This is a genomic window from Halobacillus faecis (assembly GCF_007991335.1).
GTDB lineage: Bacteria > Bacillota > Bacilli > Bacillales > Halobacillaceae > Halobacillus > Halobacillus faecis.
In genome coordinates, this window is record NZ_BJYD01000017.1 from 256140 (window position 1) to 282436 (window position 26297).

A 26297-nucleotide genomic window follows, 5' to 3' on the forward strand; every position below is an offset into this window, starting at 1 on the left:
TTGTATTATTTTAACTCCTCGAAAACATTTTTCACTTTCGGGACAACATAGTGGCTTCCGCCTTCAGCACCTTCAATCATCATCGAAACCATAAGATCCTGACTTTCCGTATCCCAGGCAATGAACCATCCATTTTCCTGTCCTTCCTCATCCTTGGACTGCTTCAATTCTGCCGTCCCCGTTTTACCAGCAAGACTCAACCCTTCTACAACAGGCTTATGAGCTGTCCCTGCTGGATCATCCACAACAGCTTTCAAATCCTCTCGTACGATGGAAGCCGTATCTTCACTCATCACGTTCTCATGCCATACTTGCCCCTCTTGTTCTGAAGAGAGCAACCTTGGTTTCATGACGTCTCCGCCTGTCACAAAAGGTGTATAAGTGAGCGCTAAGTGAAGACTGCTCATTTGGATTTCGCCCTGTCCGAATCCAGTATCACCAAGTAACGCATCCCGTTCGAAGGTTTCTCCATTTAACAATTGAGAAGCTTCAATTGGGAAAGTCAACGGAAGGTCCTCCCCAAACCCAAACTCACGCGCCTCTTCAAGGAAGGTTTCCCCACCGATTTCGAGGATTTTGCGCGCGAAATAGATATTATCGGAACGGACAAGCGCGTCTCTTAGATTCACACTTTCGTCTTCGGCTGCCCCTGGTACTCTCGTCACTTTGTATCCGTTCTGTTCAAACGTCGTCCCTTTAATCGAGAGTTCTTCTTCTGGTGTAATGACCCCTTGTTCAAGACCGATAGCTGCGGTGATGGGCTTGAATGTTGATCCAGGGGAATAATTACTTTTGAATTTATTCAAGGTTGTTTCTTCTCCCAACCCGAGGGTTTTTGCATTTGGATTATACGAAGGAGCACTTACTAACGCTAACACATCTCCATTCGTAGGATGAATAGCAGTAGCTGATCCAGATTCCCCTTTCAATTGTTCATGAACGGTTTGTTGAACATCAGCGGAGATCGTAAGTGTCACATCTTCCCCGTCCACTGCTATTTTCTCAGCCAATACCGATTTCCTCTCATTTTCAGAGTTGTAAATAGATAGATTCCATCCCAGTTCTCCACGCAACCTATCTTCCAGTACCTCTTCAACTCCACCTTTTCCAATACGGTCATGGGTTAAATAGCCTTCCGATTCCTCCAAGTCTTGTGCTGTTACATCAGCCATATAGCCAGTTACATGTGCAGCGGATTCACCTAAAGGATAGACCCGAGATTTTACCCCAGAATTAATTAGGTAACCTCGTGGCAGCTTTTCAATAGCAGATGACCTTTCCTCATCATCCTCTGGAATTCTTGCCAAGGGTACGAAGGTTTCAGGACCGACCCAAGATTGATTTAATTTCTCATCAATTTCGTCTACAGACAAACCAAGAATTTCTGCTAGTCCTTTTTTCAATTCTTCTTCTTTTTCCATCTTGCCTGGAACAAGACCAACTTCACGAACAGTTCCTTCAACCGCCAAACCTTTTCCATTCGCATCAAATATTTCTCCACGTTCAGGTCTTATTGGCGTTACTTTCACTGTATCTCCTTCTTCCATTTCAGGAAAAATCATAGAAGAGTCCCATTTTAACACCCAGTTACCTTCACCCTCACCTTCTTCAAACACAAAAGAGGCTTCGTTTGAAAAATCAATGCTACCAGCTATTGATTTTAAGGAAGCTTCATAAGCAAATGTAACTGTCTCTTCTTTTTCGTACTCTTGCTCTTCTTCGGGAAGTTCGTATGTAAATGAAAGATCCTTCATCTCAATTCCTTCATAAATGCTCGTATATCGATCAACAAACTCCTCTTTGTCTACCGACTGTTTAGAGTTTTCACTTAAGAATTCATACATGTTCCCATATTCTCCATTCTTCCAACTCTCCATATAGGCATGGAAGGTGTCTCCCGGCTTCGGCTGTTCCGAACAGCCCATTAGTAAAATCAACCCAACCCCAACAAACATGAACCGCCACCACTTCATATTTACCTCTCCCCTTTACATATATAGACAAAAATACCTTATTTTCATCATAGTACATTCATGACTAAATGAACAGAAAGCCACACCCTGCACAAAAAACCCTCTCCATAAAAATATGAAGAGGATTTAAGATTCACCTAATATTATGACTCCACGCACAATCTTCATCGATCATCCGCTTCGCAGCGTAAATGAGGATGAATTGGATGATCATGACCGGTAGGCCCATTAATCCTGAAATGACCTCCAGAGGTGCTAATCCACCAATCCTCATCAGAACAAGAGCGAATCCAGTAATGATCGCAGCGATGATGATCCTTAATAGTTTCGGTGGTTCATATTTACTCATGTCTCTCGTACTTGTGTAAGCGGCTACGGTGTAGGTGGTCGAATCCAAGGTTGTCGTCAGGAATATGAGAGCGACGACCATAAAGATGACAATAGCTACTTCACCGAAAGGAAGAGTAGAAAGAATGTCCGGAATCGCAGCCATCCGATCATTTTCTTTCACTAAATTCAATACGGAAAGATCCCCAGAGAGATAGCGGTGGACCCCAAGTCCACCGAGAACCCCTGTTGCTATCCAGGAAATCAGGGTAGGCGCAAGCAAATAGGTCAAAATCATTTCCTTGATTGTGCGGCCTCTAGAAATTTTTGCAGCAAATACACTGTGGAGCATCGCCCATGTCGCACTGTATGCGAACCAGAATACGGTATTACTCTGAATATGTGAAGCTTCTCCCTGGTGAACAGAGTCTGTATTCAGGGACATGTTCAAATAATTGGATAATAAAAACGATACACTATCCGAGAAATAGTTGAGGATGAACACGCCAGGTCCACCAATTAAAATAAACACAGCAAAGAAACCTGCGATATACATGTTCCACGTACTCAATCTCTTGATTCCCCGCTCGATGCCAAGGTAAGCACTCAGCGAGAATAAAAGCACCCATATGATTGTAACCGTAATCGTCAGTGTGAAGTTCACATCAATTCCAAACAAATGGGATAGATTCTGCGTGATGATCGGTGCTCCAAGACCCAGCGTCACAGATGCACCCGCAAGAATACTGATTAAAAACAGAACATCCAGCATCCGGCCCCCGAGGCCATCGGTAAACTTATCGCCGAACAACACCCGGCAGGCTTCTGAGATTCTCATCAACGGCCGCTTACGGACATGAAGAATGTACCCCATGGCGGGAGCAATCATGACGAAAATGGCGAATACCTGGAACCCCCATAAAAACATACTGTAAGCATTCCCCCACAGCAACGCTTCTGCAGAACCTGCTTCCACCCCGGCAGGTGGATCATTAGCGACAGAAGTCCATTGCAGCATCCCTGTCCGCATGATGGTTGAACCTACACCCATAGCAATTAAAATGGATGCATATTCAAATAATGTAAAACGCGGTTTTTCTTTGGGATCACCAAGAACCACCTGTCCATATTTAGAAAAAGATAAATACAACCCGGCTACCACTAAAATGACACCATACCAAAGATAACCCCAGCTGAAGTTATTCACGATGGAATCAAAAATGGCATTCAGCAGTTCCAGTGACTCTGCCTCATACAAGGCAAATGGAATGCTGATGCCAATCATGATAATTAATGAAGGAACAAAAATTTTATAGTCGATCAACTTCTTTCTCATCCAATCCTCCTAAGTTATGTAAGATTCTCCTCCCCTTCTACCCGCTGAATCCTTGCACATAACTTAAAAGAAACAATTTTCATATAACGATTAGAGATGTGTCTTTTTTCATTTCACCCGCTTCAATTCTTGAGAGTTTTCTTCTCCTCCCCCATCTTCTTGCTCCTCTTCCTCTTCCTCTTCCTCTTCTGCTTTCTTTATCTGTTCATATCGTTGCCGCTGACGGTAGCCATAGGTGGCAGAGAGCACAACTTCTTCTTTTTCGAGCACAGAACCGAGGGCTCCGATAATTGTAGAAACACTCGTTGCGGTCCAGGCGATATAAAAATAATTGATATACCCCACATCACCCGTTAACTGTGACTTCAACATACCCATTGGAATGAAGGCAACCACCGCAAGAGAGAAGATAAAGAACAGAAGCATATAATACAAACTGACAGAAACCAATAGTGTCAATACTGTAGCCCCGTTATAAAGCTTCCGTAAATACGGAGCTCTCTTGTCGTTCGGTTTCTCCCATAGTTTATGAGCAAGGATGATCCACCCGACCATCGCTACGATGGATACAACCGAAAGCATGAACATGCGCCATATGCCGTAATTGTTGCTCAGATTCCATAATGTCGGGAACACCAGGGCATAAGCACCTGTCGTAAAAGCAAAAACGATGACTTTCAGGAATGCCGGAAACATGGACCATGGACGATTGGCACGAACCATACCAGTCAACAGCCGTAAAGCGCCACTGATCCGAGATTTCACGGTGAACCGGACATCAACGTTTGAGTCCTCTTCGTAAGGCGTTTCTCTCTGAATCGGCGATAGCCATTCAAATCCCCTTTTCCCCATCAGTCTTGTAGAGCTTTTATTTCTCAATTCTTCGTGTTGGTCGTCCTCTTTTGACTGAATTCGCTGTTCTGCCTGCTCGCGCTCCTCTTCAGAACTGCCATAATAGATTTCATTCACAAGTTGTAAAATAGACTCTCTGACTCTTTTAATCATAGGAGTTGATCCAAGACCCGGCAGACTGATCAGAGCCACATGGCCATCTTCATACGCTTCCGCTACAATTGGAAATTTCCCTTTGAATAATGGCAGGTCTGTCAGACATACAGCAAAGTCCCAGTTTTTCTTTTCACTTCTGTCCATCGTCGCTTCCAGAACATCCTCTGAGTTTTCCGTAACTCCTGTAAGTGCATCGACGGTATATTCCACTTCCCAGTTGTAGTTGTCTTCCACATAATAGCTGAGAAGCTCTGGCAGTTCTTTCTCCAAAGCCTCTCCCAATTCTTTTGGGTACCCCGGTGCTGTTATTAATCCCAGTCTCTTCTCTCCTTGTCCCATAACCTTCCCTCCAACTCTCTACAAAACTATTTTTTAAAAATATATAACCGTAATATAAGATTTTAAACGGAAAAAAATAACACAAAAAAGACTACCGCCCTGGCGAAGTCGGGCGGTAGTCCTTTTTTATTGAATCCTTATGGATCAGGAAGCGATTTTCCTCACTCGCCGAATTGTTGAATTTGTTCGAGGAGACTTGTGAGCTCGTGGAATGTCTGGAAGACTTCTGTATTTTCAAGCACGGACGGATCAAGCTTTCCATTTTCCATATTGGCGAGATACATATCCATCCCCTCAAGGGCGCGGTTATTTTGTTCGACCACTTGTTGATGCAAATCAGAAGCGACCTCCGGGGGATCAAGGTCATTGAATTTTTCGATATCTGCTTTTATTCCTTCAAGCTTTGTTTCCAGTTCCTGCGCTGCTTGGGGATCTGTGATGGCGTGCTCGGCTAGTGCTGGGGCTTCTTCTGCAAACGTGGTGGCTTCAGTAGCATATTCTGTTGCTTCGTTGACGTACGAGAGAGTATCATTCACTCCATCAATCAGTCCACATCCTCCAAGAAGAGATACACTTACTAAAACCATTAGAGCCGTTTGTTTCATAGTCTTCTCCTCTTCCCCTCTCACTTTGTATGCCGGTTCTATCTATTAAACTCAATGATATTTCCATCCGGATCACTGATATACACCTGATGCCATTCGGTTTTGTTTTCAGGCTTGTTCAGCATTTCGACTCCATGCGTTTCCAGGCGATGAAGGAAAGCTTCGATATCTTTCACCCTTACTGCAAAATGGCCGTCCCGGGAATCAATTTCTGTCGTTCCTCGGAAGGTTCGTCCTTCCTTATGTACAATAAGATGAATCTGCGTGGAACCAACCTGATACCAGGCACCAGGAAAACCAAAGTCAGGGCGATCCGGACTTTCGTCAAACCCTAATACATTTCCATAAAAGTTCTTCGCTCTTTCAATATCCGTTACTAATAAGGACACGTGGTGAATACCTTCGTACATCTCTTCCACTCCTTTTTCCTTTTCTATCAGTGTAATGGAAAAGATGATTAGTAGCTACCGGAACCACTCCACCACTCCAATCATACTAAGAAGCCCGAGAAGAAAGGAAAATGTAGCGAGCCTCTCATATCCATGACCATGCGTTTCCGGAATCAATTCTTTATAGACGATGAATAACATCGCTCCAGCAGCAAACGCGAGACCATACGGAACGAGAAACAAGGCGATATGAACCATAAAGAAGCCAAATACACTCGCTAAACATTCAATGGCACCTGTTAAAAAGGCCATCGCCACCCCTAATGATTTTCGTACGCCTTGATTTAATAAAAACAAAGCGACAAGAAAGCCTTCCGGAGCATTCTGCAAGCCCATCGATAAGGCGACAACCAGTCCAAGGTTTTCAACTTCACTCGCCAAGCTTGCTCCAACAGACAGACCTTCCGGAATATTATGCAACGTCATAGCCGCAACAAACATAAGCCCCTGCTGAGGCAGTTTCACATCACTTCGTTCATGATCAAGATCGATGTGAGGGATCAAATATTCCATTACGTTCAATAACAAGGCACCCACAAGAACTCCAAAACACAGCACATATAGATTGGTTAATTTCAGCGAAGCAGGGATTAACCCATACGTCGAAGCCGCCACCATAATCCCGGCTGTATAAGCAAGAATGCTATCCATCCGCCTGTGGGAAATGGAACGTATGAATAACACAGGAAGAGCCCCGACACTTGTTGCAAACGCGGACATGACCATCACCCACAGACTCCACTCCATAGCATCCCCCCTGTCATGGACAAAGCTTTTCTTTTTTTACCCTATGACCAAGTCTCCCGAATTAGACTCCCCTGAGCTTGACAGTCCGAAAATTCCACAAACGATCTCATAGTTTAAGAGAAAAAACACCTATTTTTAAAGCCTATCGTCACTCGTCCATTCACCTTCCTTCATAGAGACATATAGTATTAATGAGTCAAAAGGAACTTGTCTGAAAGAAACTGGTAGACTTTTGACACAAAATATAGAAGGAGTGAACAATATGAGGAAAAACACAGGATGTGGAAATGGGTATGGACACGGTAAAAAATGTCCACCTCTATCTAGTGATGTAGCCAAGTCAAGAAGTTTGTTTACAGAATCAGCAGAATTTTCTACTGATACTGATGGTGTAGAAGAAACAGTCATTCTTGGTGATGTGTTGATCCAGTCTCTTACAGAGGCGGACTTTAAACTACCATCATATGCTAGAGCCATTAAAAACATCGAGAAAAACGTTTCCTTGACGCAGTGTAAAGCGATTCCTGTCGTCGGAAACCCTGGGTACGTGAAATTGTTTGTTGAAGGGGTTGTACACAAAAACATCCAGTATGTGGAAGATGGGTATGGATATGTTAAAGACTACAGCATCGATATCCCGTTCAAAGCATACGATCAGGTTGAACTTGCAAACGACGTCCAGTATCCATTCGATTTCCCATACAGCGTGAAAGACAACGTCCTCCAACGCCGTGAACTTGCCAAAGACGGCATGGGCGCCGACCGTTGCGAATTCGGTTCTTTTACGTTCGAAATCTACAACCAGCCAATCAAATGTAAGCTTCTTGCTTCTGCTGTAAACCAGTGGGACATCGTGCATCACTTTGATAACTGGGGACGTTTCAACAAAGTAACGGAAAAAATGGACATCAACCTCGTCATCAAATTGACCCAAAAACAACAGGACCTTGGTTTCCCACCAATTCCGCCAAATGGCGATAACGGTGGAGGAGAAGAAGCTCAGGCTTCAACAACTCAACAACAAGAAACGGTTTACAGCCGCTTCCGAAAAATCATCGGTCAATAACAAATAAGAGATGCTCCTTAATGGGGCATCTCTTATTTAATAGAATTATAGGCGTACATATTGTTTTTGAAAAAGATCATAGAGGATTTGAGCGGAACCTTCAATATGGAGTTTCCCATCTGTGACAGAGGCATCGCTATAACTGATAAACTGTACACTCTGCACTTCTACTTCTACCGGATCAGCAAAGGTTTGAACAAACTCATAATGGACGTTTCCTGTCCCGTCACACTCAAACGTATATTCCTTTCGATCTGCATAAGGGATCTGTGGCTTGCTCTTCCAATCTACACATACGGTCTTCTCCCACGGCATTGTCTGTTTGAGTTGCTGCAATGATTCTCCATTGTCATAAATGACCTCCACCATGAGTACACCGCTAAGAAAAATATAAGAAGATGGCAGAACAACCGTTTCATTCTGAGAATGAATAGATAAATGTATATCTATGATTTCACAGAGATCATCAGGAATATTCAACGTTTCCATAAGGTTCACTTCAACGATCTTTGTAGACAATAAGACGGGCATTTTCACGGTCATGTTCCATGAGGGACTCGATGATTCTTCCACTTCTTGACAAAGGTATTCCAAAGAAGTGGAACTCTCGATCACTTCCTGCTCGTGCTCACAAAGAGATTCTTCTTCTCCTTCCATCATACAAGATGAGCTTTCATCCAGATCAGGAAGGATTAGTGAAGATTCTTCCTCCTCGTAAGACCATTCGATTCTTTCTGACCAGGAACTGGATTCATCCAGCATGGAGAAGACCTCATGACGTAAGTTGTCGGATGTGTGTTCATTCCTCGGAATTTCAACTGACATGTCTTCCTTTGGATAATCGAAGTCTTCGTCTTCCAAAATGATATTTTTCTGAGCATGGTAGTGATCCTTGAAATCCTGCCGATGGTCCGAGGACTCTTCCATGGAAGACACGATATCCGTCAAGATGGAGTAGTCTTGTCGATCATATTCTATCATCTCTTCAGGATCGTTCATAGAATTCCAGTCTGGGCTAGGATCCTCTTTTAGTATTGCTAGTATTTCCGGAAGGAACGGGTTCTTTTTCTTCCTTTCCCTATCGGACTTCATGGAAGGATAATCCACCGATTCATCAAAAAGATCATCCTTGTTACCCATATCTTCAACTATGGACTTCTGATCTTCCCGGAACGAGGACATCCGTTTTCGGTTCTCCGCTAACACATGTTCTTCCGTGTCTTCATCCAAAATTTTGGAAGGTGGGGAAATAACGGGTCGAGGCATTTCTCCACCTGAGTTGTAAGGAGAATAGATGTCATGGTAATCGATTGAATCAGAAAGATCTTCCTCGAATTGAAAATGACGGGGAGGAATATCTTTTCTACGCTCTTCCTTTGTTTTCAATGGTTTCGGTTGGGATCGTTTCGTCCAACGTGTTTGATTGAACTTAATTTCATCTCTCTTCATCTCACTCAGAAAGGTGCTTGCCCTTCAGCATCCTTTCTCCCCTCCTTTCTTTCTTCTATTCTTCACTCAACAATCATCATTGGAAGCTGATGATACGCGGATTTGTTGGTCTTGTAGAACTTTCAAGCAGATGTCCAACACCATTTTTTCTTCGACTTGAGTAAAGTAACCCTCATTGAATGGGGCAGACCCAGGAAGTGGTTGACGATCAAGTGCTTCATCCCATTCAATTATTTTGCTGGAAAGCAGTTCACAATAAGGAAGCTCGTTATAATATTGGCTGCTTTCCTGATGGAATTGAGAAAGATCGCTGCTCAACAGTTCATCCTTCTCAGGAAATCCGGAAGGTAAGGATTGGGATACCGCAAAATCAAATTCTTCCCGCTTATTATTTTTGGGCATGACCGGCATGGATATGAAATCCTCGACCTCAATCACCGTATCGAATGGAATATCCACCGTGAACGAATGAAGATCTGATGCGACCGTTGTTTCTGTGCTCATTTCGATTTCGTTTGATGGGCTTGCATATTGGATATTTTTACGGACGAATCCTTTAATGAATAATTTTTTTGTCGGGAGGAGCAGACGACATTGGGTTAAGGCGACTCTTTTCTTAATATCTTTAATCTCAAGAACAGGCTCTGGAAAAGTGATGGTTTCATTTATGTTCAACTGGACATTGAGTTCGGCGAGAACGACAGGTACCTTTGTGACGATCTTTCCAATACTCACATGTGGCTTGCAAGGTTTACAATACCCTTTTTCACACTCATAGGAATCGTTATGTTTATCAGACATTTGATGGCCTCCTAAACGAAAGATATCCCCATCGTATGTAAAAGAATCTGCCAATGTCTGGGCTCTTATCTCGAATTTGAGATACGTTCAAGCCAACAAGCTTACGAACGATGAACCATCAGACACCTATGGAATAAAATAAAAAAGCACGATCCCTTCTAACAGGAATCATGCTTTGATTTTTAACGCTCAGTCATTAAAGTTCGATTTGTTGTTTTTGTAGGACCTTCACGCGGAATCTAACCATCATCTTTTCAACGATGTGGTGGAAATAACCTTCTTCAACAGGGCTGGACACTGTGCGGTCTGTCGCTTCATCCCACTCGATGATGTCACTTGCCACAAGCTCACAGTATGGGAGCTCGTTATACGCTTGTGTGCTCTCCTGGTGAAACTGAGAAAGATCACTGGATAGATATTGGTCTTTTTCTGGGTATCCTTCACCCAAGTCCTGAGCACGGAAGAAATCGAATTCTCTTCTTGTGTTTGCTACAGGAAGCTGGACGAATCCATCAAGGTCCACAGTCGTCATGCATTCAAAGTGGACTTTAGTTGTCAGTGACTTCATCTCAGATGAGATACATTCGCCTGAGGCACCGTAAACCGGGCTTGCATATTGAATATTTTTGCGAACGTACCCTTTCAGGAACAACGGGAATTCTCCGTCGCTGAACAAGTCATCACTGCCTGTTGACGTTCGAGTAATCAAACGACATTGAGTGATGACCACTCTTTTCTTAACGTCTTTGATTTCCAGTACAGGGTGCTCAAAATGGATATTCGCTACCAGGTGAGTCGTAACGTCATAGGCTCCCAATTCTACAGGAACTTTGATTGTACGGGTCGTTCCAGGGTTTACTGGAGTATCCACCGCATCGTTTGTGCATCTGTCAACTGAGGCTGACGTATTAAGGTTCACACAATTGTCTTGACAATTATCTTTTTGCATTAATTTTTCCTCCTTTATAATTACCTCACTGTATTCTATGCAGTCTGACCTATTAAGCCTGGTCAAATGAAGGAGTACAAACGTGGAACTTTCATCAAATCCTCTATCATAAATTGCCTTCTCTTATCAAATACACAATAGCTTTAGATTCATTTCGGGACTTATAATGAGTGATCAGGTCGCAGGAAAAAAACAGACTCCTATGGGGTATGTGCGGGACAGCTTAGATCCCATAAAACACAGCACGAAGAAGCTCAAGCATCCCCCAATGGAAAGTGTTCAAATACCTCTCCCTATTCATAAATATAAGCATGAATTATGCAGATATGGAAATTGGGTATTCGCACAGGGACTTCCCCTTCTACATAATGTGTAGAATGAGGAGGTAGAAAATGAACAGAAATAATTTTCTTGCCGTAGATGTCGGAAATAGCTGGTACAAAGCTTTAGTATCTGATCAAGGGGAAGCGTTTGATTATCAGATGCCGAACGCCATCGCTTTGTTCGATGAGGAATTCTATGAAAAGCCGTACGATGAGGAGGATGTGGATCTCGAGGAGAATTTGATCGTGGAGGTTAAAAGTCCCTCCCTTCAAGATCGACGGGAGATCTTTTACATCGGAAAGTCAGCCATGCAACAGAAGAACGTGAGTTTAACGTCTTTTAATAATCAAAAAGTTGACGAAGAACGCACCTATATTCTCCTTTTTGCAATGGCTGCCTATCACGCCTTACTAACTAATCCTGCTGAAGAAGATCTCCAATTTACCATTAATCAGCTGGCCGTCTCTTTGCCCACAACCCAATACAAGGAAAAGAAAGATGTATTTAAACAGCGCTTGATTGGAAATCATACAGTTATTTTTCATAAGGTGCCGGGTGTAAGAGAACCGAAGGAAGTCTGCATCAAAATACAAATTGAAGATGTCATCGTAGGAGCAGAAGGCGCCCTCGCCTACTTAGCTTTGACGAGAGATCAGGATACGCTTATGATCTCGGACGATTCACTTGTGAAGGATTCTTCTAAAGGCATTCTCATCGGTGACCTCGGTGGAGATTCGGTGGACTTTGTAGGAATTAAGAAAAATAAACCGGTCGCATCTGTGGAGGGTGAGCCGTTCGGCATCAATCAATACCTCGACCATATCATACAAAAAGTAAGTAAAAATGAAATGTACAGCTTCAATTCACGTTCGGAACTTGAAGAAAAACTAGTGGCTGGACAGTCCGAATGGTACGTGGAACCATTCGCGGGAGTACGGAAAGATATTAGTAAATACATCACGCCTCAACTACGCTTAATGGCCATCAAATATCTGGAGCATTTTGACAGAGTGAGAAGCCGTTCAAATGAGATTAAGGGGGCCGCCCGTTACATCGCGGTTGGCGGAGCTGCTGAAATCGCTGAAAAACAAATCAAGGAAGCAGCTGTGAAGTGGAATGAGCGTGGCCGTCCGATCGAATTGCTATTCCCTGGAAACATGTCGAAGTTGAATGTCCAGGGATTGATGATTCTTGCTAAGATGCAATGGATTAGCAAGAACAAAGAGTATGCGGACGATTACGCTTATACCAAAAGTTAGAGGGTGAAGGAATGCCAAACGTATATCACGATTACTTTAAACAGACCGTGCTTACGATCCCTGATTCCTTCATTGATATAAAAACAGGTAACTCTCACGACGTCTCGTCTAAAATTAGAGAGGAAGTCGCCTATCACTCAGAAAATAACACTCTAAACCATTTGATATTTTCTGCTTTGAGTCACTACTTCCATAAAGACGCGGGTACTCAAAAAAAGGAAACGAATAATGTTTTGTCTGAATTACTGGAAATAAAGAGAATGCTGGCAGCAGGCTCTTACCAGAGGGAAAGCATTTCACCTTCCTATAAGAGGCCACAGGTTACAAAGGATATGGACATTCAGGAGATCGAGGACTTGTTAGAAGCTTTCGGAGGGTAAGCACTTATGTAAAGAAGGTAGTCTTTTAAAGGCTACCTTCTTTTCTGATAATGGTCCTATGCAGGGAAAAGGGAATCACCGCAAGTTCTTACAAATGTACAGCGGGCAAGCAGGTGATTGCACAGAAACATGATAAATCCACACTGATGCAGACTCCCGTACCTACAAGATCATCCAAACTCTTATTATCCAATTGATGACAGGCGGATCCATGTTTACTGTGACAATGTTTAGGCTGCTTCTCTTTCAAGTCTTTCTTGAAATCAAGCAGTTCAAGAACCGCACAATCTTTATTCAGTTCTTTGATTTTAAAAATGTGGGTATGGATACACTTGATTTTTTCTTTCTTAGAATGACAGGAATAAGTAGCTACTCCTGTGCCTTTGAAAGGTTCACAACCGCAATATAAAAGGAAAGGAATCGTGTTTTTCTTCACACGCTTTTCTCCTAGAAGTTCATTGATTGATTGTTGACAAGAAGTGTAACATTCGTTTTTCACTTTCTTTTGCGCATAGAGAATGGCCGCTAATACTTCTTCAACACAGTTTTTATAATGTTTCGCTTTATGATGTTTATCTTTTTTCCCACCGCATCCACCTTTATGGTGAGAATCATAATCATACGCATGATAACTCATTTTTTTCACTCCTTAATGATTCAGATACCGTATTATACGTGGCGAAAGGATTTTCGTTTGATATGTGCGCCCACAGCACAGGAATTTTCTTTTACCTTCAAAAAAATGAAAGCTCCACATTGGCACCCGCACCCCTACAAAAGTCCCGGCGTAGGACTTTTTCATTATGAGCGTATCGTACCTTGGTTCACTCCTTTCCTTCACTTATACTGAGAATAATAGAAAGGAAAGGTCAGTGATTTTCATGCTTTACATAAGGCAGGTTGAAGAGATTATTAGGGAAACACTGCTTGAACATCAATTGGACATCGATTATGAAATCAATAATAAACTTCCAGCACCCATGAGTTTTAATGTTTCTACAAATACGGTGAATTTTAACTATCTACAAATCAATGGATATATGAGTAAAATAAAGGTAAGTGAAACCGAAGAAAACGTTGTCAAAATCATCCTCTATCATGAAATCGGCTACTACCTCACATTCAAAAAACATAGACACGATTTACGCACACTCATGTATGGAGGAGATGAGGAGATCGACGAGCTGAAGGCAGTCATTGAAACCAATGCATGGAACTATGGACGAGCATTGGTCCCTGAACATTTGCTCGAAACTTACGACCTCATTCGGGAAAAGGACGAGAGCCTTTTGCAAGGATTGAAGTGAAATTCCTTTATTCTACAAATTATCCTTGAAAATGGAAGGTCATCGCATGGACCTTGTAGAAATAGTTATACAGTCACTACATGATTAGGCTTAATAAAAAAGGAAGGTGAATGGCATGTTCAAGAATCGTTTATTCAAGAATGTCCTATTCCGATGGATGCCACATAAAGAGCAAAGCATTTGTGAAAAAAGATTGATCAAAGTGGTCAAACGCCTGAAGGTTGAGAATTTCAATTTTAATTGGGATCGTAACAGTTGTTTTGTGGAGTTTACATATCAAGGGGAGAGCTACCGTCTCGAACATTCCGTTGATAAAGCGAAAGAAAAAGGGATCATTTTAAGGAACGGTTTGGATTGCTTGAACGAATTGACACAATCCCTCGAGGATTTGGGCTTGATTATCGACCGTGGTATGTACGACTTCGACACTTGGATCGCCGGCATGAGACAGTCACCTTCCGCAGAGGAACCGCCTGAAGTGCAGGATGAGTTTCAACTTAAGTATAAATCTCTGGGAAAACAAGCAGGCGAAGATACGATTGCTCTTAAACCAGAGACCTCTTTTAAGAAATTCGAAGACAGCCATCCATCATCAAAACGAACGCAAATCAAATAAAAAAATGACCTGCCTCTTCTTCCAAAAGAGCAGGTCATTTTTTATTGATCTTTTTCTTGGAAATGTACGTCCACATAGCGATATAAGTGGTAAATAGCAGAATTAAAAACATGGGAACAGACAACACATCACGTATGAGCACGGTTGCATGACATCCTTTCTATTTTAAACTGTCCAAAGGGAACGGAAAGAATACGTAGAAAAGGACAGCAATGGGCAGGGATATGATGAGGGCGCGGACAGGGTTCCGGTAATGGATATAAAGCACGATGAATAAAACCGCATTCAACGGAATATTGAGCCAGTTGTTCCACCCATGATCATAGACGTACATCCCTTTCATAGAAAACAGCCATTCTAAAACCGTGTAAAATGCGACCCAAATCGTGATATAGATGAACTGAGCGCTTTTCGTCCGGGGGAAACGTTGTAAATAGATAATTAAGCCGACAGGGCAGATAAAGAAAGTGAACGCCATGTTAATGATGGAATGGTTCAACCACTCCAACGTCACTCCGCGGAAAGCCCACAGCGTATGATTATAATAAAGAAAATTGTAGGTCATGTTCACAGCAATAAAAAATAAGATCGTCGGGTATTGCTTCCCTACCTGCTTCCAATCAACAAATCGATAAGCAAAAAGAATCCACACAACAATGACTAATAATAAATACATCTCCCACCACTCCAAGAAATCGGTTATCTCCATTCTGCACCCACCCATTCCCCTTTATACATTAGCGCTCCTTACCAGAAATAGCCACACCAGGTCATCCAATATCTGGATGACCTGGTGTGGAAAATAATGTAAATCAAACACAAAAAAACGCCTGCTTCGTTTTCGCTTGGGAGCGATTGGAAGCAGGGCGTTGAGGGTGGTTCACCTTATCATACTTTCTTAATAGGCAAGTGCGAATAGTCCTTTAATGTGGGAAAGATAACGCACGTTACTTGCTTCTTTCATGACAGAAGCCGGAAGACCTTTCAGTGGTGTCTGGTTGGCACCGATGAAAGCAACCGCGTCTTTACGGCCAAGGCTTGCAAGCGTACCTGAGTTGACAGGTTCGAACTCTTCAAAGCTCTTGTCTTCAATGAACGCATATAGGTTGTAACCGACGGTCTCACCCATCTGCCAAGCGATTTGTGCTGTTGGTGGTTGTGGGCGCTCATCACCTGGTTTGAAGTAAACCGCACTGTCACCTACAACAAATACGTCTTTGTGAGATACGGATTGAAGGTAGTTGTTCACAGATGCACGTCCGCGATTTACTTCAATGCCGGATTCGCCGACAAGTGGGTTACCTGCAACGCCGCCCGTCCAAACGAACGTATTCGCTGTCAGCTTACGGCCGTCTTTCAATTCGATGACATTTCCTTCTACATTCGTGACAGGAAGTTCTGTCAGGAATTCAACGCCGCGTTTTTCCAAGCTCTTCGTAGCTCTTTCAATCAAGTGATCAGGAAGCATTGGCAAAATTTTCGGCATAGCTTCTACTAGTGTCAGCTTGATTTCTTCTGGGTTAACCCCATATTTTTTAGCCATTGCTGGTGTTTCATCAGCCAATTCACCGACAAGCTCGACACCAGTCAAGCCACCGCCACCGATGACGATGTGGGCATCTGCTTCGTTATTTGTCTGTGCATAATCGCGAATGCGAGCTTCCACATGTTCACGGATCTTGTTCGCATCTTCCGCAGATTTAAGAACCATGCTGTGTTCCTGCAATCCAGGGATGCCAAAGTAGTTCGTTACGCTACCCAGTGCGACGACCAAAGCATCATAGAATAGTTCAGATCCATCTTCCAGTGAAATCTTTTTATCATTGACAGAAAAGGACTCGATCGTTGCAACCTTAAGGTTGATGTCTTTTCCTTTCAATAACTTCTCAAGAGGAAGTGCTGCCGCCTGCTCAGAAATGTTTCCTGCTGCCAAACGGTGCAATTCTGTAATAATTTGGTGTGTCGGGGTTTTGTTAATGATTGTGACGTTCGCTTCAGAAGCGTCCATGTATTGGCGCACAGACAAAGCGGCAAGAAGCCCGCCATAACCGCCGCCTAAAATGACGATTTCTTTTGACATGTTGATTCCTCCATTTCCTACTCTTTGTGATTGCGTTCAGCAGATACTTTTAAGTATGCGTTAACGAAACGGAACATTTTTTGAGCTTGAGGGTCTTTCAACATCTTCATCAAGCCGAATAGTCCGATGACTTCTGAGCTGCTTTCCGCATGGTCTTTCGCTTCGATTGCGTTCTGTGCTACTTCTTTCACGGAATGTTTGAGAGGTTCAGCCACTTCTGACATAAACTCAACCGTGTCTTTTTTCAGAACTTCATCCGTCGCAAGCGATTGAACGGTGTCGTAGGAGCTTGAAAGAATCTTCACCAATTCGGTAAGCTTCGGAAGCTCTTTCACAAGAACAGTCAAAGATTCCTGTACTTCAGGTTCCAGTAGTTGGTCGAGCAGTTCACGCTCGTCACGAGCAACGTTTGTCTGCTCGTCTTTTTCTGTTGTGAATGAATCTGCCATATCCACTTCTCCTTTTTTTGAGCCCAGGGCTCATTTTTTTTATAAGTAAATAACTAGTACAAGCAACGAAAGCTCTACCTGTTATAAAACAGTAAGAGTGCCATTTTATAGCTAACGTTACTAGAGTAAAATATAATCTTGTGAAGCACAACACATTCTTACAAAATAAACGCTTACAATCATGATTTTTTTCATAATCTCCGTTCTTTTTACAGCATTCTCAATCAAAAAGACGGATTTATCGCTCTTATTATCATTCGCTAAAGATACTTTCTCATTCTAGATTCTACCTATTTTATATGAAGAAAGGTTTTCATACGAGAAGAAGGCTAACCGCAAATCCGATTAGCCCCCTACTTCAACAATGTTACGGTAAATCGTTCCCAGCAGCCCGGTAAAGCTCGTACCATTCTTCTCTGGACAACACAATATGAGAAGCCTTCGCAATATCCTGCATACGCTGCGTATTCATTGTCCCCACAACAGGTTGAATGTTAGCTGGGTGACGCAGAATCCAGGCAATCGCGATGGCAGAATCCGTCACGTCATATTTTCCAGCCAGTTCCTGAAGCTTGGCATTCACTTCCGGGAAAGCGTCATTGCCTACAAAAGGCCCCTCAATCATTCCGTGCTGGAATGGGGACCATGCTTGAATGGTGATATCATTCAGGCGGCAGTATTCCAAGACATTGCTGTCCCTGACAACGGCCGGGTCGTTCTGCATGTTCACATTGAATCCGGCGTCAATCATCGGCGTATGGACGATACTGAGTTGCAGCTGGTTGATGATCAAGCTTTCTCCCATATATTTCTTGAGTAGTTCCATCTGCATCGGGTTTTGGTTACTAACACCGAAGTAACGAACCTTTCCACTTTCTTTCAGTGTGGTAAACGCTTCTGCTACTTCTTCCGGTTCCATTAAAGCATCTGGACGGTGCAACAGAAAGCTGTCTACATAATCTGTATTTAACCGTTTCAAACTGCCTTCTACAGACTCCAGAATATGCTCTTTAGAAAAATCGAAGAAACCTTTGCGAATGCCGCACTTTGTTTGGAGCTTGATATCCTCACGTGACACGCCAGTCGTTTTCAGAGCTTCCGCAAATACAGACTCCGACTCTCCTTTTCCATAGATATCGGCATGATCAAATAAATCGACCCCATTCTCGACTGCATTCGTGATCACTTCAGATGCATCCTTCGTGCTCAGTTCACTCATTCTCATACAGCCGAGCGAAATTTCGCCGACCTGTAAATCACTTTGACCTAGTTGTATTTTCTTCACTTTGCTTCCACCTTTCTTTCCATATCTACTCTTATCTTATCACTTTTCCTTAAAACCTTAAGAAATAACGCTTACAATAAAAGGAGTACCAGGTCATCCATAATATGGATGACCTGGTACTCCTTTTATTTCCATTTATCTTGGATCCCTTATATAATCCAAGGTAGACAGATCATTTCTGAGGAGGAACTTTGAATGGGGAACATGGAAGCACTTCAGCAGTCTAACTATAAAACAGGGGCCTATCCTTTCTACGAAGAGTTGAGGGAAGGTCAACCCATTTTTTCAATGAACAGTGATGGGACCAATCACTCCTGGATGATTACCAAATATGATCACGTGAAAGAATTGTTGAAATCACCCAGTTTCATTAAGGACCAAAGCAAATTCTTCTCTACATCTCAAGACACCGAACAAAATGAATTCAATATCTTCCAAAACATGATGCTTGACGTTGACCCACCTGACCATACACGTCTGCGCAGACTCGTCCAACCTTACTTCAACCCTAAAACGATTAAGCAGCTGGAACCAAGAATCCGTGAAATTGCGGATGATTTGTTAAACCAAATGAAACAAAAAGAAACAACAGTCGACTTGATTGATGATTATGCTTTTCCGCTGCCCATTATCGTCATTAGTGAGATGCTAGGTGTTCCCGCAGAAGACCGGGATAAATTCAGAACATGGTCCAACACCATTGTCTCAGCATCCAATGAAATGGACCCTGACTTCATGGATGATGTAGAAGCTTTCACTACCTATCTAACGGAGCTTTTTGAACAAAGAAAAGCCGAACCTCAGGATGACTTGGTTTCCCATCTCATTCAAACCGAAGAAGACGGGCAGCAGCTGACGAGGAATGAACTCTATTCTATGATTGTCCTTTTGATCATCGCCGGTCACGAAACAACGGTCAATTTGATCGGGAACACCATGTATGCTCTGTTTGAACATCCTGAACAGCTTGAAAAAGTAAAGGCTGACCCTACTCTCATTCCTGGTGCCATCGAGGAAGGGCTTCGCTATTACAGCCCTGTCGATTTTTCGACCGCTCGGTGGGCAGATGAAGACATCGATTTCCACGGTCAGTTGATCCGGCGCGGTGATTTCATCTTGGCTTCCATTAGTTCCGCCAATCGGGATGAAGAAAAATTTGAACGCGCCTCTCATTTTGATGTTACGAGAGAAAGAAATGCTCACGTCGCGTTTGGTTTTGGAATTCACTTTTGTCTCGGCGCCCCTCTCGCCCGACTGGAAGGAAAAATTGCGCTGGAAAAACTGCTATCAACGCTTCCGGACATCCATCTAAACCGCGATGTACGCTCACCTGAATGGCGCTCCGTCTTCCTTTTAAGAGGACTTGATTCCCTCCCTGTTTCTTGGTGAAAAAAAAGCCACTTGATGAAGGCATCAAGTGGCTTTTATTTTTTTCTAACTGCATATAAAATGGTGATCACAAGCAGCAGTCCCGCAAGAATAAAAGCAGCGTTCACAACTAGAGGTACGTCGCTGCCTTGATTTTTTACCCCGATGCCGATAAACGCCCAGACAAAAACGAGCGGATACACCCAATCATCCTGGCTTTTCATAAAGAAGATAGCAAGCAATGTACCTATGATCATCAACAATATCGTCCAAACGGAGGCGGAAATTCCGAACCCATCCCAGCCGATGTAAGTTAAATAGTAGCTGATGTTCGCGATGGTTGCGACACTGATCCAACCGAGATAAACAGAGAACGGAAGCCGGTCGAAAAAAGAGGCCTCATTTTTCTGTAAGGTTTGATATAAGTGGATCAAAGTCAAGAGCAATCCTATCATGACCAAAACCGAAAGACCGAAAAATTCATAATGCCACATAAAAATCCAGAGACTGTTCAGCAAGCTGCTTAAGACGAAGAGTCCGCTTGTCTCTTGATAGATGGGCAGGTCCCGTCTACTTTTCGGGAACTGTCTGATCACCCAGATTCCTAGCAAAATGTAAATGAGTCCCCATATGCTAAATACATAACCAGCCGGGGTAAATAGGACATTAAGTTTATTGGAAATTTCCCCTGTTGTTTGGCCGTTCAGCGGAAGTGTGTTCGCGAGGGCATTAACGATAACCACGAGAAGAAAGGCAAACAAGTTGATGATGAACTTCCCCATTCCTACCCCTCCTTTATTCATCCATGTGTTGTATATTATTCCTTTACCCGGTGAATTAAAACTTATATATTGGCCGTAGCCCAATATTATGGTGGATTAAGAACAAAAAAACCGATTCCTTTTAGTTGGAATCGGGAGAGACAGAGGTTTGTTCATTTTGGTTTTCTTTATTTAGGACAGTCACAAGAGCTTCCACAACTTCCGCGTCGTAATGAGATCCTTTTAACCGGACGATTTCAGCAACCGCGTCGTCTATGGAAAAAGCTTTTCTATAAGCACGGTCTTTCGTCATCGCATCAAAGGTATCGCTGACTGCTATGATTTTTGATTCTATTGGTATTTGCTGATCAAGCTTCCCATAAGGATAGCCACTTCCATCCAATCGTTCGTGATGTTGCTCAATGATTGGACTCAACTCTTCGTATGAAGTGCCTATGAGCATGTCCGCACCGTCAACCGGGTGTTTTTTGATAATCTCAAACTCTTCATCCGTCAGCCTATCCGGCTTATTAAGTATTTCATTTGGAACATGAACTTTCCCTATATCATGAATCACAGCAGCTATTGTCAAATTCTCCAGCACTTCTTTCCTTAACTTCATCTCTTTGGCTATTTGAACCGCATACTTCGCCACTCGCTCACTATGCCGATGGGTGTAAGGGTCTTTTTGTTCCACTTTATTTTTTATTTGCATCAAAGAAGACATTTCTTCACTTAGGTACACAAAGGTTTGATCAGTAAATGCACACAGGAGCTCGACTCTCGATACAGCCGTAAAATGGACCGGTTCTTCCAGATTACGGGCCGTAAAGTAATCGCCTGCTCCTACCCGCTTTCTTTCAGGACCTATTTCGCAAAAAGCCTCCCCTGAAAGCACATAGTAAAATTCAAGTGCCAAAGGGTTATCACTAGGATAAACATAAAATAATTTATCTTTTTCAATAAGTTGATGGACCAGTTCGACCCCATCCCCCTTAGACAAAAGACTCAATTCCATGTTCTCCTCTATTTTGACAGATTCCAGCACCTCACCCTTACGATTCAGTTGAAAACCCTTCATAGAATCACACACCTTTATACGAATAAAAACGAATCCTGTGACAGGACTCGTTTTTATTCTACACCACTATTATCTGAATTGTCACTCAAATTAAGGTTACCATCCTACTACCCGGATTGGGTCGATCCAGACCCATCGATCTGCAAAGCGGACAAGCTTCCAACTACACTCTGCCTTTACGCCTTTCTCTGCCGCCTTTTCGATGGTATCTTGAGACATTTTTAATGTTTCATCATAAATGTCTTGAACGACTTTATCCAAATCTTCTACGTATTCCTCCGTCAATTTCTGCGCTTTCTCTGATTTCTTACCCAGTTTTTCCTTAAGTTTCTCTATTTTCTCTTTTAATTTTTCTTCATCTTTGTGACCTGTATCTATTAATGCTTCCAGTTCTGAGATGTCATCTTCAATGGAAGCTATTTTTCCTTCGACCTTCGCTTGTTCCTCTGCTAACTTTTTTTCAATCTTCGCTAACTTTTCCATCACTTTTTGTTTTTTCTCTTCATCCTTGTCCTCTTCCGCCAACTCTTTTAACACTTTCTTTCTTTCCTTTTTAAGTTTAACCACTTCTTTGCCTTCTTCTACTTTTCGTAGATCTAACGTGTACTCCGCCTTTAACTCATCGGCCTTTTCTACTGCTTTTTCAATTTTCTCTTCGATTTCAACATTAGTTTCCTCAATCCTTTCCAAAGCTTTTTCGATGTCTTTCTGCTCATCTGCATACACATTCATCCCCGAACCAAAAACAAAAGCAAGAACAACCAGCAAACTTCCCAACATTCTCTTCATGTTCGTACCTCCCGTAAAAATATATTTTCCTTAAGCCGCCAACATTGCGTCTATTCGTATAAATCTAGGATGTTAGTGAGTAGTCTTAATGAACTAGTTCTTTTTACTCTCATAAATTTTACCATTACCACCATTTTCCTTCAACAAAAAAGGTCGAATAATGAACAATTAATTCTCTATAACGAAGTAATCTTCAACCTAACCTGCCTTTTTAAACAAAGGTTATAGATAGCTCTGTTAAGGGAACAGTATAAAGGGAAATTTTCACACTACGAAAAAGGAGTGGGAAACATGAATAATAAGCAATTTGAAAAAATGAAGAACGGTAATGGATTTATCGCTGCGCTTGACCAAAGTGGTGGAAGCACACCGAAGGCACTGGCAGCTTATGGCGTCCCAGAAGATTCTTATTCAGGCGAAGATGAGATGTTCGATCTTGTCCACCAAATGCGGACAAGAATCATCACCTCCCCTTCCTTCGATGCTGATCATATCCTAGGAGCCATCCTCTTCGAGCAAACGATGGACCGGGAAATCGAAGGTCAATTCACCGCTGATTACTTGGCCAGCAAAGGTATCGTTCCTTTCCTTAAAGTCGACAAAGGGCTTGCGGAAAAAGAAAACGGCGTCCAGCTCATGAAACCGATCGATGATCTTGATGAAACATTGCGCCGTGCCAACGAACGTAACATTTTCGGAACAAAGATGCGGTCCGTCATTCATGAGCCGAATCCTAGTGGGATCAAAGAAGTCGTTCAACAGCAGTTCGATATTGGAAAGAGAATTATCGCTTCAGACCTTGTACCGATCATTGAACCAGAAGTCGATATTCACAGCAGCGACAAAGAAAAATGCGAGGACCTTCTCCGAGACGAGATTTTGAAACACTTAAATGAGTTATCTGAAGAGGAGAACGTGATGCTGAAGCTAACGATTCCAACTCAGCCGAACGCTTACAAAGAACTGGTCGATCATCCTCGAGTCGTCCGTGTCGTTGCACTTTCCGGTGGTTATTCCCGTGAAGAAGCGAACGAAAAGCTGAAAGAAAACAATGGCGTCATCGCAAGTTTCTCCCGGGCCCTGGCCGCAGACTTGAATGCCAATCAGTCTGATGATGAATTCGATGCAGAGCTTAAAAAAGCTGTCGATTCCATCTATGACGCCTCCGTCAATAAAAAATAGCAGAAAAAAAGGTGCGATCTATAGATCGCACCTTTTTTTATTTACTTCTTAATAATCTCATACTGTTGAGAATGACAAGTAAAGCTGCCCCTGTATCACTCAATACAGCCATCCACAAGGTCAGGAAACCCGGGAAAATAAGCATTAGTGCCAGTAGCTTCGTTACTAACGAAAACCACACATTCTGCTTGATAATTTTCAACGCTTTCCTACTCAATCGAATCGTGTGGGGCAGCTTTTCCAGGTTATCTGCCATTAGAACAATATCCGCCGTTTCCATAGCAGTATCTGTCCCTGCTCCCCCCATAGCGATGCCGAGATCAGAGGTCGCTAAAGCCGGGGCATCATTGATTCCATCTCCAACCATGGCCACACTCTTGCCTTCCGCTTGGAGCTTTTTCACAGCTGAAACTTTATCCTCAGGTAAAAGCTCAGCGAAATAACGATCAACGCCTGTTTCCCTGGAAATCTTATCCGCTGTTCCTTTGTTATCCCCTGTGAGCATCACCATTTCCTGCATGCCCACCTGCTTCAACTTTTGAATGGATTGAACGGTGATATCCCGAATGGTGTCAGCAACAGCGATGAGGCCTAGAGCTTTGTCTGAAGTTCCTACAACGACAATGGTGTGTCCCTCTTCTTGTAACTGTTCAATCCGGTCTTTTATCTCATAAAAAGGCACCTGCATATCTTCATACAACTTAGGACTTCCAGCGAAATATTCTACGCCATCCAACTTCGCTTTTGCCCCTTTTCCTGCAATGGCTTGAAAGTCTTCCCCTTCTATCACTGCGATGTTTCGTTCGTTAGCATACGTTGTAATCGCTTGAGCAATCGGGTGGGTGGAATATTCTTCAATGGTCCGCGCCACACGGATCAGCTCTGCTTCACTAATGCCAAGTGCGTGCACTTCAGAAACTTTCGGACGTCCTTCTGTAAGCGTCCCTGTTTTATCGAAAGCGATGGCTTTGATGGTTCCCGCCTTTTCAAGAAAAGTACCGCCTTTGATGAGGACTCCATTTTTAGCTGCATTTCCAATGGCTGAAACAATCGCGACTGGTGTGGAAATCACAAGAGCACAAGGACAGGCGACCACGAGTAAAGCGAGCCCTTTATACAGCCACTCTCCCCATGTTCCAAAGCCAAAGAGTGGGGGAAGGACCATAACCAACAGAGCGAGAGTGAATACAATCGGCGTATAAACTCGCGCAAAACGGTCTACGAATGCCTGAGTAGGAGCTCTTTTCTCTTGAGCCTCTTCTACAAGGTGGATGATTTTAGCGATGGTTGTATCCTCCACGAGCTTCGTCACTTCGATTTCTAATGATCCACTTTCATTCACTGTACCTGCATATACGATATCTCCCGTTTGTTTGTCTACAGGCAAGGATTCTCCCGTGATTGGAGCCTGGTTGACACTAGATGTTCCGGTCATCACATCACCATCTAATGGAATCTTCTCGCCTGGTTTAACGATAATGACTTCACCAATCCCAACCTCTTCTACCGCTTTACGGACGAGTTGGTCCCCCGATTTGACCGTAGCTTCTTTAGGAGTGAGATTGATCAAACTCCTGATCGATTCTCGCGTCCGTTCAATCGACCGGTTTTGAAGTGTATTTCCTAATGCGAACAACCATACGACCATGGCCCCCTCAAACCACTCGCCGATAAGGGCTGCCCCGATGGCTGCCGAAGCCATGAGGACGTTCATATCCAAAGATCCGCTCTTGATTGCATAAAAAGCACTTCTCGCAGGCTTGAAACCGCCAATCAGAATGGCCACCGCATAAAAAGCCGTTATGAATTCAGCGGGGATGCTTGTAAACGACCCTATAAAGCCAAGGCCAAGGAACAGCCCAGAGAAAGTCGTCGTTGATAGACCTTTTGGTTTGCCAGATTTCTGATTATGGCCTTCTTCTTTTCCTTCCAAGAAAGCTTGAAATCCAGCCCTGCCTACTTCTTTAATAATTTCTTTCGGAGAGGTCGTATGCTGAATCTGCATTTTCCCTGTTGAAAATTGGACTTGAACATCCTGAACGGCAGGATTTTTGCTCAAATGCTTTTCAATCGTCATCGCACAAGAGCCACAATCCATACCGTCTATTTTATAGGTTTGTTGATTCATATGACGATCCACCCGTTCGGCTTCAAAACCTAACCGGCGAATATGTTTCGGGATCTGGTTGTAAAGATCTTCATTCTCGGCACCTACCGTCATCTTCCCCGTCCCATACTGCACGTTGACGGAATGGACACCGCTGAGTTTTTGCAGCCCTTTTTCAATCGTAGCTGCACAAGAAGGACAGTCCATGCCTTTCACATCGAACTTCACCACGTTTGAACCTTCAGGCCTTCCAACATCCG

25 protein-coding genes are annotated in these 26297 nt (G+C 43.1%); 7 read left to right on the plus strand and 18 right to left on the minus strand.

Translation table 11 applies throughout. The features are described from left to right. Positions 1-5: 5 nt before the first annotated feature. The 6 genes from HFA01_RS09920 to HFA01_RS09945 all read right to left on the minus strand — a co-directional run bounded on the left by HFA01_RS09920 (position 6) and on the right by HFA01_RS09945 (position 6784). Positions 6-1973: a penicillin-binding transpeptidase domain-containing protein gene (locus tag HFA01_RS09920; RefSeq protein WP_146815746.1), complete on the minus strand. Its 1968-nt coding sequence runs from the start codon at positions 1971-1973 to the stop codon at positions 6-8. A 133-nt stretch (positions 1974-2106) separates the two neighbouring features. Continuing rightward, complete coding sequence (locus HFA01_RS09925; protein WP_146815749.1) at positions 2107-3636, minus strand: BCCT family transporter; 1530 nt, start codon at positions 3634-3636, stop codon at positions 2107-2109. 108 nt (positions 3637-3744) lie between these two features. Further along, entirely contained in the window at positions 3745-4983 is a 1239-nt protein-coding gene (locus HFA01_RS09930; protein ID WP_146815751.1) for an MFS transporter, read from the minus strand. A 161-nt stretch (positions 4984-5144) separates the two neighbouring features. Continuing rightward, a complete protein-coding gene (locus HFA01_RS09935; RefSeq protein ID WP_146815753.1) occupies positions 5145-5588 on the minus strand; it encodes a DUF6376 family protein in 444 nt (147 codons plus the stop codon). 38 nt (positions 5589-5626) lie between these two features. Further along, positions 5627-5998: a VOC family protein gene (locus tag HFA01_RS09940; protein ID WP_146815755.1), complete on the minus strand. Its 372-nt coding sequence runs from the start codon at positions 5996-5998 to the stop codon at positions 5627-5629. Positions 5999-6052: 54 nt separating this feature from the next. Continuing rightward, positions 6053-6784 carry a ZIP family metal transporter gene (locus HFA01_RS09945; protein ID WP_146815757.1) on the minus strand — a complete coding sequence of 244 codons (732 nt, stop codon included), beginning with the start codon at positions 6782-6784 and terminating at the stop codon, positions 6053-6055. 262 nt (positions 6785-7046) lie between these two features. On the opposite strand from HFA01_RS09945, the gene HFA01_RS09950 reads away from it, so the two are divergent. Next, positions 7047-7850: a CsxC family protein gene (locus HFA01_RS09950; protein ID WP_174787819.1), complete on the plus strand. Its 804-nt coding sequence runs from the start codon at positions 7047-7049 to the stop codon at positions 7848-7850. 45 nt (positions 7851-7895) lie between these two features. On the opposite strand, the gene HFA01_RS09955 is transcribed toward HFA01_RS09950, so the two are convergent. The 3 genes from HFA01_RS09955 to HFA01_RS09965 form a co-directional block, all read right to left on the minus strand. Next, positions 7896-9299 carry a hypothetical protein gene (locus HFA01_RS09955; RefSeq protein WP_146815759.1) on the minus strand — a complete coding sequence of 468 codons (1404 nt, stop codon included), beginning with the start codon at positions 9297-9299 and terminating at the stop codon, positions 7896-7898. Positions 9300-9365: 66 nt separating this feature from the next. Then, complete coding sequence (locus HFA01_RS09960) at positions 9366-10100, minus strand: CsxC family protein (RefSeq protein ID WP_146815761.1); 735 nt, start codon at positions 10098-10100, stop codon at positions 9366-9368. A gap of 196 nt (positions 10101-10296) precedes the next feature. Continuing rightward, positions 10297-11115 (minus strand): CsxC family protein, encoded by an 819-nt coding sequence (locus HFA01_RS09965; protein WP_443093382.1) that lies wholly within the window; start codon positions 11113-11115, stop codon positions 10297-10299. A gap of 326 nt (positions 11116-11441) precedes the next feature. On the opposite strand from HFA01_RS09965, the gene HFA01_RS09970 reads away from it, so the two are divergent. Together HFA01_RS09970 and HFA01_RS09975 are read left to right on the plus strand one after the other, a co-directional pair. Beyond that, positions 11442-12632, plus strand: coding sequence for a ParM/StbA family protein (locus HFA01_RS09970; RefSeq protein ID WP_146815766.1), 1191 nt, complete (start codon positions 11442-11444; stop codon positions 12630-12632). Between the two features lie 11 nt (positions 12633-12643). Continuing rightward, positions 12644-13012 (plus strand): hypothetical protein, encoded by a 369-nt coding sequence (locus HFA01_RS09975; protein WP_146815768.1) that lies wholly within the window; start codon positions 12644-12646, stop codon positions 13010-13012. Positions 13013-13100: 88 nt separating this feature from the next. Here the strand turns inward: HFA01_RS09975 and HFA01_RS09980 are convergent, their stop codons facing one another. Further along, a complete protein-coding gene (locus HFA01_RS09980) occupies positions 13101-13649 on the minus strand; it encodes a CotY/CotZ family spore coat protein (protein ID WP_146815770.1) in 549 nt (182 codons plus the stop codon). A 166-nt stretch (positions 13650-13815) separates the two neighbouring features. On the opposite strand from HFA01_RS09980, the gene HFA01_RS09985 reads away from it, so the two are divergent. Together HFA01_RS09985 and HFA01_RS09990 are read left to right on the plus strand one after the other, a co-directional pair. Beyond that, entirely contained in the window at positions 13816-14319 is a 504-nt protein-coding gene (locus tag HFA01_RS09985; RefSeq protein WP_307725370.1) for a hypothetical protein, read from the plus strand. A gap of 115 nt (positions 14320-14434) precedes the next feature. After that, positions 14435-14935, plus strand: coding sequence for a hypothetical protein (locus HFA01_RS09990; RefSeq protein WP_146815772.1), 501 nt, complete (start codon positions 14435-14437; stop codon positions 14933-14935). 160 nt (positions 14936-15095) lie between these two features. Here HFA01_RS09990 and HFA01_RS09995 read toward each other — a convergent pair whose 3' ends face one another. The 4 genes from HFA01_RS09995 to HFA01_RS10010 all read right to left on the minus strand — a co-directional run bounded on the left by HFA01_RS09995 (position 15096) and on the right by HFA01_RS10010 (position 18749). Further along, entirely contained in the window at positions 15096-15644 is a 549-nt protein-coding gene (locus tag HFA01_RS09995) for a CBO0543 family protein (protein WP_246139309.1), read from the minus strand. Between the two features lie 189 nt (positions 15645-15833). Further along, complete coding sequence (locus tag HFA01_RS10000) at positions 15834-17015, minus strand: NAD(P)/FAD-dependent oxidoreductase (protein ID WP_146815774.1); 1182 nt, start codon at positions 17013-17015, stop codon at positions 15834-15836. A 17-nt stretch (positions 17016-17032) separates the two neighbouring features. Continuing rightward, positions 17033-17464 (minus strand): helical membrane plugin domain-containing protein, encoded by a 432-nt coding sequence (locus tag HFA01_RS10005; RefSeq protein WP_146815776.1) that lies wholly within the window; start codon positions 17462-17464, stop codon positions 17033-17035. Between the two features lie 367 nt (positions 17465-17831). Then, complete coding sequence (locus tag HFA01_RS10010; RefSeq protein WP_146815778.1) at positions 17832-18749, minus strand: aldo/keto reductase; 918 nt, start codon at positions 18747-18749, stop codon at positions 17832-17834. Between the two features lie 195 nt (positions 18750-18944). Between HFA01_RS10010 and HFA01_RS10015 the strand changes: the two genes are divergently transcribed. Continuing rightward, positions 18945-20138 (plus strand): cytochrome P450 family protein, encoded by a 1194-nt coding sequence (locus HFA01_RS10015; RefSeq protein WP_146815780.1) that lies wholly within the window; start codon positions 18945-18947, stop codon positions 20136-20138. Positions 20139-20173: 35 nt separating this feature from the next. Here the strand turns inward: HFA01_RS10015 and HFA01_RS10020 are convergent, their stop codons facing one another. From HFA01_RS10020 to HFA01_RS10030, 3 genes are all read right to left on the minus strand, one after another. Continuing rightward, positions 20174-20899, minus strand: coding sequence for a TspO/MBR family protein (locus tag HFA01_RS10020; protein WP_146815782.1), 726 nt, complete (start codon positions 20897-20899; stop codon positions 20174-20176). A gap of 121 nt (positions 20900-21020) precedes the next feature. After that, entirely contained in the window at positions 21021-21959 is a 939-nt protein-coding gene (locus HFA01_RS10025; RefSeq protein WP_146815784.1) for an HD domain-containing phosphohydrolase, read from the minus strand. A gap of 96 nt (positions 21960-22055) precedes the next feature. After that, positions 22056-22748, minus strand: coding sequence for a hypothetical protein (locus HFA01_RS10030; RefSeq protein WP_146815786.1), 693 nt, complete (start codon positions 22746-22748; stop codon positions 22056-22058). A 291-nt stretch (positions 22749-23039) separates the two neighbouring features. Between HFA01_RS10030 and HFA01_RS10035 the strand changes: the two genes are divergently transcribed. Next, positions 23040-23930 carry a fructose bisphosphate aldolase gene (locus HFA01_RS10035; protein ID WP_146815788.1) on the plus strand — a complete coding sequence of 297 codons (891 nt, stop codon included), beginning with the start codon at positions 23040-23042 and terminating at the stop codon, positions 23928-23930. Between the two features lie 37 nt (positions 23931-23967). Here the strand turns inward: HFA01_RS10035 and HFA01_RS10040 are convergent, their stop codons facing one another. Beyond that, positions 23968-26268, minus strand: coding sequence for a heavy metal translocating P-type ATPase (locus HFA01_RS10040; protein ID WP_281290483.1), 2301 nt, complete (start codon positions 26266-26268; stop codon positions 23968-23970). Positions 26269-26297 lie beyond the last annotated feature (29 nt).